Annotated in this window: 10 protein-coding genes; 4 read left to right on the forward strand and 6 right to left on the reverse strand. The window is 59.1% G+C overall.

The window, feature by feature from the left end; all coding sequences use genetic code 11:
* Window positions 1–184: 184 nt before the first annotated feature.
* From BW994_RS18350 to BW994_RS18370, 6 genes are all read right to left on the reverse strand, one after another.
* The gene (locus tag BW994_RS18350) at window positions 185–445 is read right to left on the reverse strand and encodes a hypothetical protein (RefSeq protein WP_029314188.1); all 261 of its coding nucleotides are present in this window, start codon (window positions 443–445) and stop codon (window positions 185–187) included.
* Window positions 442–852, reverse strand: a complete 411-nt coding sequence (locus BW994_RS18355; RefSeq protein ID WP_029314187.1) for a hypothetical protein — start codon at window positions 850–852, stop codon at window positions 442–444. Before BW994_RS18355 ends, BW994_RS18350 begins: the two co-directional genes overlap by 4 nt.
* Window positions 853–949: 97 nt before the next feature.
* Window positions 950–1,129, reverse strand: coding sequence for a hypothetical protein (locus tag BW994_RS19480; protein WP_139334226.1), 180 nt, complete (start codon window positions 1,127–1,129; stop codon window positions 950–952).
* Between the two features lie 194 nt (window positions 1,130–1,323).
* The gene (locus tag BW994_RS18360) at window positions 1,324–1,578 is read right to left on the reverse strand and encodes a DUF2442 domain-containing protein (RefSeq protein WP_081849235.1); all 255 of its coding nucleotides are present in this window, start codon (window positions 1,576–1,578) and stop codon (window positions 1,324–1,326) included.
* A gap of 32 nt (window positions 1,579–1,610) precedes the next feature.
* On the reverse strand, window positions 1,611–1,871 hold the full coding sequence (locus tag BW994_RS18365; RefSeq protein ID WP_029314184.1) for a DUF4160 domain-containing protein: 261 nt from the start codon (window positions 1,869–1,871) through the stop codon (window positions 1,611–1,613).
* Between the two features lie 40 nt (window positions 1,872–1,911).
* A complete protein-coding gene (locus BW994_RS18370; protein ID WP_029314182.1) occupies window positions 1,912–2,637 on the reverse strand; it encodes a helix-turn-helix domain-containing protein in 726 nt (241 codons plus the stop codon).
* A gap of 854 nt (window positions 2,638–3,491) precedes the next feature.
* On the opposite strand from BW994_RS18370, the gene BW994_RS18375 reads away from it, so the two are divergent.
* The 4 genes from BW994_RS18375 (at window position 3,492) to BW994_RS19815 (ending at window position 6,818) form a co-directional block, all read left to right on the forward strand.
* Complete coding sequence (locus BW994_RS18375; RefSeq protein WP_081849234.1) at window positions 3,492–4,580, forward strand: MobA/MobL family protein; 1,089 nt, start codon at window positions 3,492–3,494, stop codon at window positions 4,578–4,580.
* Between the two features lie 55 nt (window positions 4,581–4,635).
* Complete coding sequence (locus BW994_RS18380) at window positions 4,636–5,304, forward strand: hypothetical protein (RefSeq protein ID WP_035231709.1); 669 nt, start codon at window positions 4,636–4,638, stop codon at window positions 5,302–5,304.
* A 412-nt stretch (window positions 5,305–5,716) separates the two neighbouring features.
* Window positions 5,717–6,091 (forward strand): HNH endonuclease, encoded by a 375-nt coding sequence (locus BW994_RS18390; RefSeq protein WP_081849233.1) that lies wholly within the window; start codon window positions 5,717–5,719, stop codon window positions 6,089–6,091.
* A gap of 91 nt (window positions 6,092–6,182) precedes the next feature.
* Window positions 6,183–6,818: a hypothetical protein gene (locus tag BW994_RS19815; RefSeq protein WP_156038197.1), complete on the forward strand. Its 636-nt coding sequence runs from the start codon at window positions 6,183–6,185 to the stop codon at window positions 6,816–6,818.
* The last annotated feature ends 365 nt before the right edge of the window (window positions 6,819–7,183 follow it).

Here is a 7,183-nt window from a genome sequence, read left to right on the forward strand (position 1 = left end):
AATGGCGGCCTCAGGCCGCTCAGGAACCCTACTTCCGCATGGGACTTTTGAGTAGTCTTATGCCGGTTTTCTGTTCCACTCAGCCGCACAGGCCTGCGCTGGCTGGCCAGTGACGTGTTTCCGGATTAGAATTGCTCGAATTCGTCGAGGTGGCGACACAGGCTCAAGGCATCCAAAAAACGGATCAGTTATGATAGACGTTCGCCACAAAAATTTTGTCTTTGCTCGTGTCACTGATCAGAACCACACGAAGCGACCCGACACGGACGATATACGTCGCACTGTCGCTGTCGCGACTGATCAGCACAACATCCGACGAATTGTCTAAGCCGCCGGGTGTTTTCGTGACCCTGTCGAGCAAGCGGAGCAAGCGGTTTACGTCGGGGCGATCGACTTCGCGTTCTTCCATTTGGTTGAGGGCATGTTGCGTGAAGACAGCATTCATCGTTGCCCACCTCCAGGCCCAAACATCTTTTTCACATCTTCCAGCGTAAAAGTCTTACCCCCTTCAATGTCTCGCTTCGCGGCTTCGATCATCGGATTAATCAGCTCATTAAGCGCGATACCGAGAAACTGGGCTTCCGTGATCGCCCTCCTAGTCCGAGTATCAAAACGGGTCATGCCCCAACCGTAAAATCCCATTAGCAGGATTAAGACCATAAGCAGCCAGAACACACGGGTATGCGTGGATTCGGACCAATCAACGAACTGTCCAGAGGTGCCATGTTTAGTGATCTCAAAAACATAGGCACCTGCCAGTACGTTGCCAAGAACGCCGAAAAGCCCAAGGACGAGCGCCTTAATGAGCTGATTGCCAAAAAGAAACTGCGCTAACCTTTTGGACGGCGGCAAAGCCTCTACCCCATACTCGAGTCTGACGGCTTAATGTCCGGCTGGCGAGCAACCATCACTTTCCAGACCGCATAGGTTCGGTAAACATCGTAAGCAGTCATAAATTGTGGAACTCAGGGGCAGGTTCTAGCCACCTCCATACCCAATCTGGGATTGGAATTTTGCCATCGAGCATCCCTTCTAGCTCTTCTACCGAGATTTCAAGGAATTTTGCCATTTCTTCTAGGTCGCCATGAAAGCGGTCTTCGAGAATTTGCTTGAGTCGTTCAGCGCTCATACGCGTAGCCTTCTTATGTGACGTAAATTCCAGAAACATCAATTATGGAAAGCGGTGGGAAGTCACGGGGAAGTCGTGGCGTAGTCCCCACACCGAGAGCCCACCGGAGCGGTAGTCATGGGTGCTCGGGGACTGGTCAAGACGACCCGCCAGGCCCGCGCCAGGTGCCCGCGAATACTTGCCAGAGGGCTTCATCATGCGGCTAGGACCCACTCACCGGTTGCCGCAAGGGCATCGTGCATCGCATCGGGGGCCAGATCGATCTCACCCGGCCAGGTGACGACACCATAGAGGACGTGAACCCTCGCGAACTCATTCGGATCACGCAGCCGGGCAAAGACCCCGGCAGTCGGTGCCGTGATCATCGCCGCCATATCGACGGTCCCCGCCGTGCCGTCATGAAACCGCACAGCGAGACGGTAGCCCGGCAAGGGGATCACGTCGCGCACGTCATCTGAGGCAGTCGCCTCGATCGGCGGGATCAGGGCAGCGGCGAAATTTTCTGAGGCGACTGATTCTGCGCACATAGGGTCCAATTCTCCATCAGCTCGGCGCGGTGTTGCTCACCCCATTCTCGTACCAGCGCGAGGGCGGTGCGGGGCAGGTGCCCCTCGATGATGTCGAGGGTCTGAATGTCGATCTGTGCCTTGAACCCGGCGTAACGGGCGTGGAAGTGAGGCGGCGGGTGATCATGCCAGAACATCTGGATCAGCACACCGTAGAACAGGCTGATCGTTGGCACTAAACCATCCCGTGCGTGATTTTGCCCCGGTCATCAGATGTCATTCGGCGGGAACGGGTCGAAGCTGGACGACCTCGCCCTTGTAGCGGTTCACCGTTTCAGCATGGCGGTTCACGTCCCCCCGAAACGCGCCTTCCGGCGTCACGGTGATGATCTTGGTGCGGCCCCGCTTCACCCGGCTGATCGCGCCGACGTTCTCAAGGAGGGCAATGATGCGCGCCATGTTGCCCTTATCGAGGCCCTGCATTTCCGCCAAATCCGCAGCCGTTTTGGTGCAGGTATAATCCTGCCAGCTAAGATGGCGTGTGATGAGCAGCAATGTCCCCAAAGCTAAACCCCGCTCCGCAGGTGTAGCTTTGGTTGCCATCAGGCGGGCCTGCACGGCGTCGATGTATTGATGGCCCAGGCTCACGTTACCGCCTCCAAAAAAATCGAACTCTAGCTGAACTGGCCTTTCCGCCAGCGCCTTCAATCCGCTGGCATGGTAGCGCGCTTTCTCGGCTCTGTCCGGGTCTTTCTCTACGAGGGCGGCCTGATCTGCGAGCAGAGCGGCTTGTCCGTAGCTGCCCCGGCGTCGGAGTTGGCGGGCGGTTAGATCCTCGATGGGGGCAGATGAGCGCGGTCGGGCCGGTTGTCCGGCCAGGACTTCGGCCAGTGTACGGCTAGGCGCACCTGCGCGGCGGTTCGCATCCTGCACGGTTTGAGCAAGGCGGATATCGTCATCGGAATATCCCCGGCGGCGCAATTCAGCGACCGATACAGCCATGGGGCCGGCTCCTGATAGTTGTCTGGTAGACAACTTTAGTTGTTTGGTAGACAACTATTGTCAAGCGATTCTCGCGCGCAACGTCGCAGGATTCCTCGTTTTTTTCACTCGACCTTCCGGCGGTATCCTAACCTAAGAAAAGAATAGATCAGAAAGACGGAAAATCGCGCTGCGTTTCACCCATAATCGGCGGCCCCAGAGGGGCCGCTTTGTGGTGAGGTCGGTACCTGGCGCGGACGCTTCGCGCCCTACGGATCTCCCGCGCTGCGCTCGATCCGCGCCATAAGGTCATGGGTGGTGACGAATTGGGTAGAAAGGGCATTGGGGAAAGAAAGGGAGGGGTGGGAAGGGCGGAGACCTGACCCAGAGCAGTGAGCGGCGGTTCGACGACCGCGAAGGGCCACGCCTGATCGGTCATGAGCTGATCTTTGATGTGGGAGCGCCCGAGAGCGAGCTTGCGAGCCGGGCGCGATGGTTACTGGTGCGAGGGGGTCAATCGAGCGGGTGGCGGGCTGGTGTGCGAGCGCTCCACAGCGAGCGGACCCGCCCGGCCTCTCCCGCGACATTGACGCCCGGATCGAGGGCATCCACGCTATGCGGCTGGGGTTGGGGAGTTCTGGAGCGATTTCTTGCTCCTGAACTTCCTGACCCCTGCCCGCCGGCGAGGCGGGGGGTTCGGGGGGAACGCCCGACCTTGCTTCCTTATGGGTTGTTCGATGCGATCACTTCAAATCTGGGCTTGCGGAGCGTGAGCGAGCAAGGCTAGAATTGAAGTGCGCACTTTAACGTCCCAAAGATGGGACGTGTGCTCAGAAAGTAAGAAAGTAAGTTAAGAAAGAGGCCGTGCCCGTTATATGGGAAGTTACCATCTATCTGTGAAGACGCTGAAGCGTGCCAGCGGCCGTACTCCCCAGTCTGCCTCGGCTTACCGGCGCGGGATTCGTCTGGTTGGTCCCGATGGGCACATCCACGACTACCGCCGGCGGACGCGGGGTATCCGTGCCACGGCGATCTTCGCTCCCGAGGGCTGTGACTGGGTCCAGGACCCGCAAGCCCTGTGGGACCGGGCCGACGCCGCCGAACGCCGTCAGGACAGCCGCACGGCCCGGGAATACGAGATTGCATTGCCTGCCGAGCTGCCGTGGTCTGAGCGCCAGCGCCTGGCCGAGGCGTTCGCGCAGCACCTAGTTGCGCAATTCGGTGTGGCGGTCGATCTGGCGATCCACGAGCCCGCGGCCGACGGCGAGCACGACGAGCGGAACCATCATGTTCACCTCCTCACCACGACCCGTAGGGTGACGCCCAATGGGATGGGGGAGAAGACCCGCGACCTGGACCTCAAGACGAAGAGCCCGGCCTTGATCGAGGCTCTGCGGGCTGAATGGGCGCGGATGGCGAACGCCGCCCTTGCCCGCCACGAGGCGGCCCAGATCGATCATCGAAGCCACAAGCGGCGCGAGCTGGAAGTGCTGCCGACCAAGCATGAAGGCCCGAAGATCACTTGGTGGCGCCGCTTACGTGCGGTGGATGAGGATTGGGCTGATGGTTTCATGGACCGTGCAAGGGAGAACGACGAGATCCGGGTCCGGAATGCCTCGATTATCGAGCGTATCCAGCGGGCAGCGTCTGAGACCAAAAAAAATGTCGGTGGGTTGTTTAGGGGGCTTCTGGCTCCGCTCGCCGGGTTCGAGCCGCCTCCGGCGGTTGATGCGGCGACTGCGGCTATCGCTGCGATTGCAGAGGCCCGTCGGTTTGGCGACATCCCGATCGAACCGGACCCAGAGGTTCCCATCTCATCTCCGTCGCTGACAGAGGAAAAAGATGCGAATGCGGATGATGATGCAGGAGCATCAGGTGCCGTGTCTCCCCTTGCAGATGACGAGAAATCAACGGCCTCACCTGAGTCTGGGGCCAAGCAGGGAGCGCGACGTCGACCCAGGTAAAGCCATGACTCGTCATGGACAGGTGTGACGAGTCATGGCTTTACCATGACGAGTCATGGTAAAGAACAGCCGGGATGGGAATCGGGAGAGGGCCGCGCGCCGTCGCGACGGTCTCGCAACGCGCGGCGTTGAGCAATTTCAGATCATTGCCCCTCCTGAAGCCAAGCCGCTCCTACGCGAAGCGGCCCGATTAATGACCCGAGGTAAGGACCCGTTGGATCCCCGTGCGGCACTGCGTCGCGCGGGTGGGGGGAACGAGCCCGATATCACCGAGGAGCCGGCGGATCTGCTGGCCGAGCTGGAGGAGGCCCGGAACAGGGTCGCCAAAGCCGAGGCTGAGGCGGAACAGCGGCGAGTGGAGGTCGAGGCAGCGGAGGCTCGTGAACAAGCGTTAAAGGACGCACTGAAAGCTGCCCGCGCTGCGGTGATCTCGGAGCGCGAGTTCGGGGATATGTCACGAACCTTGTTGGCCGACTTCGAAGCGCACACAAAGTCCAAGGAGGCAGCCTTGCAGGCTGAATTAGCTGCGGCCAAGGTGGCGGAGACTGCGAGGCAAGAAGAGGCTCAGGGGGCTACTAAAGCCGCCCAGGAAGCCCAGGGACGGGCTACGGCGGCATTACAGCGTGCGGAGAAGGTCGAGGGAGCTATCCGACAGGTCAAAGCCATGTCTGGTATCAAGGGGTGGCTGGTGCGCTTGCTGGCTGGTGACGTGCTGCCGGATTAGCTGGCCGGAATCGACCGCTTTCGGGGACATATCGAAAATCACCTGTAAAATAGGTCACCGAACCGGCGATGCTTTGACTTGCTCCCAACAAGTCGCTCCGGTAGCGTATAGAAATCATGTTCGAGTGGATTCAGAGTTTGTGGTCAGAGCCTGCGCCTAAGCAGGTCCAAGTAATCGAGCAGCGAGAGCCATCCATCGAGGAGCGGCTTGAGCGCATATTGGCCCGCTCGCGAGGCGTGAGAGCCCAAAGCGACAGCGATCTCATGGCGCTCATTGAGGACATTGATGTCGTTCTCTCGATTTTAGAGAGCGCACTTAACATTCTCGATAGCAGCGATTTAGATCAGCGCGCCAAACGTCTCAGGTCCAGGCTGCGTCGGACACGGACTCGCGCTGAGAACGCGAGAGCCGCATGAGTCGTGAAAGAATTCGTCAGATTGCGGCCGAGATAGGCGATATCGAGATGGCAGGGTGGGGTGACCTTTGGCCCGTCATTACCGAATGCTCGACGATCCTGGGCGAGATGGCGCCGATCAAGCGGCGTCGGCTCATGGATCACGTTATCACCGAGCTTTACGAGGAGCAGGGCGGCACCTGCGCTTTGTGTGGGGAATTGTTGGAAATCTCTAACTGTCATAGAGATCACCGCATACCTTTCACGTGGGGCGGCGGAAATGAGCGCGGAAATCTACAATTGGCCCACCCAAGCTGCAATCAATCGAAAGGCGACTCAGTAGATCTCCGAGATCTTATTCCCTATCTCGAAAGCCGATGTATGAATCTGTAATATCGCTACTGCTGAAGCCACGCGTTTACGGCGTAGCTAATTTCAGGACGTACCGTATTATCTAGGAAATATGGTCGATCGGGAGGCACCTATGTGGGCGTACGTCGGTGGCGTTGCAGCACTGGCGGCCGTGGCGGCCGCAATCACCTACTTTCGGAGCGATAATGATTCCGGCACCAAGGGACCAGATAAGCCGCCTCCGTCGCCGCCACCCAACCGGTTCGGAGAGCAGTATACCGCCAAACACAGGCCAGCTCCGTCCTCCTCTAAGCCATCCGAGCATCATAGCAATAAGAACGCCAATGCAGGCCCGATCGATGACGGTACACCGTTTATCCAGACAACCAAGCGCCACCTATGGTTACTTAACCTCACCGTTGGCGACGTAGTCGCCGACGAAAGGCTAGCGACCGAACTTGGCATTGAACCTATCCTTGGATGGCACCAGGACCGCTCAATCATCCTCGCAATCCTTGTGAAGCCAGACGGTTTCCATGCTCATAAAAGCGGCCCACGCCTCCGTATTTCGTCAACCGACTACGTGGCGGCTGCCCTGCCGCCGATCTCACGGCAAGCGGTACCCATTCTGTCTTCGTGCGACGATGGATGGCGGTTTGAGGGTTTTTTTCGTCTTGGTCACCCGGCGACGAACAGCGTTGCCTGTAACCAAATAGACGGCGCGCCACCCGAACTTCTGGATCTAAAGAAGCGCAGAGACGAAGGCTGAGATGGATGGAATCGCGAATGCCATCGCCCTAAGGAACCTCTGAACAGGGTACGGGGTCTGAGTAGCAGCGGGTGCGCCAGGCGAAGCTGGCGCGGTCCAGCGGGTGGAAGTCCCGCCCGGGTAAGGCGTAGCGAGCCGCCCGGTAGCGAGTGTTGCAGGTCCGACCGGTAACGGCGGGGCTGAAGCGTACACAGCGATCATGTGAGGAATGGGATTGAGCCACGTAATTACTGAAGTTGCAGAGGCCGAGCCTGTCCGTTGTGGCGAAGGCGGCCTGTGCGGCTGAGCGGAACAGAAAACCGGCATAAGGCGACCTACGGCTCGATGATGCGGTAGATCGTCGCGGGGTGAACGTCGAAGGTCCT

This window comes from Acidiphilium rubrum, from assembly GCF_900156265.1.
GTDB lineage: Bacteria > Pseudomonadota > Alphaproteobacteria > Acetobacterales > Acetobacteraceae > Acidiphilium > Acidiphilium rubrum.